The sequence below is a fragment of the Pyxidicoccus caerfyrddinensis genome, from assembly GCF_010894405.1.
Classification (GTDB): Bacteria; Myxococcota; Myxococcia; order Myxococcales; family Myxococcaceae; genus Myxococcus; species Myxococcus caerfyrddinensis.
This window is the reverse complement of sequence record NZ_JAAIYA010000148.1, coordinates 1-424: the sequence shown is the minus strand read 5'-3', so window position 1 is coordinate 424 and position 424 is coordinate 1. Positions and strand designations below refer to the sequence as shown.

Below are 424 nucleotides of genomic sequence, written 5' to 3'. Positions count from 1 at the left end.
GCAGGCTCACATCGAGCACCGCGAGTTCGAGTACGTGCGCCATGGGAAAGTGAACTTCCTGGCCCTGCTGGTGGTGCACGCGGGCACCATGCGGGGCTGGTGCCTGGAGAAGAACGACGGGGGGCGTGCCTGCGCGCAGTCCTGCCCCAACTGCTGCACCCCTACCGCAAGGCTCAACGGGTCCACCTCATCTGGGATGGAGGCTCCATCCACATCGCCGAGGATACGAGCGACCTGCCGCGCCGCTACCGCCACGTGCGTGTCCTCGTGACGCCACCTCATGCCTCGTGGCTCAACCAGGCCGAGTTGCTGCTGCGGGCATTCAGCGCGTGCTACCTGCAGCGCGGAGATTGGAGGCGCCGGCGCCGCTCAGACTTCATCGCCCACCTCGATGCAAGCTGGCCCGAGTACAACCGCCTCTACG

Annotated in this window: 1 protein-coding gene; it reads left to right on the top strand. The window is 66.7% G+C overall.

Annotation, left to right across the window (positions count from 1 at the left end; translation table 11 throughout):
* Nucleotides 1–99 precede the first annotated feature (99 nt).
* Nucleotides 100–424: transposase (locus G4D86_RS51925; protein WP_205520441.1), on the top strand; the 325-nt coding region annotated here is incomplete at its 3' end.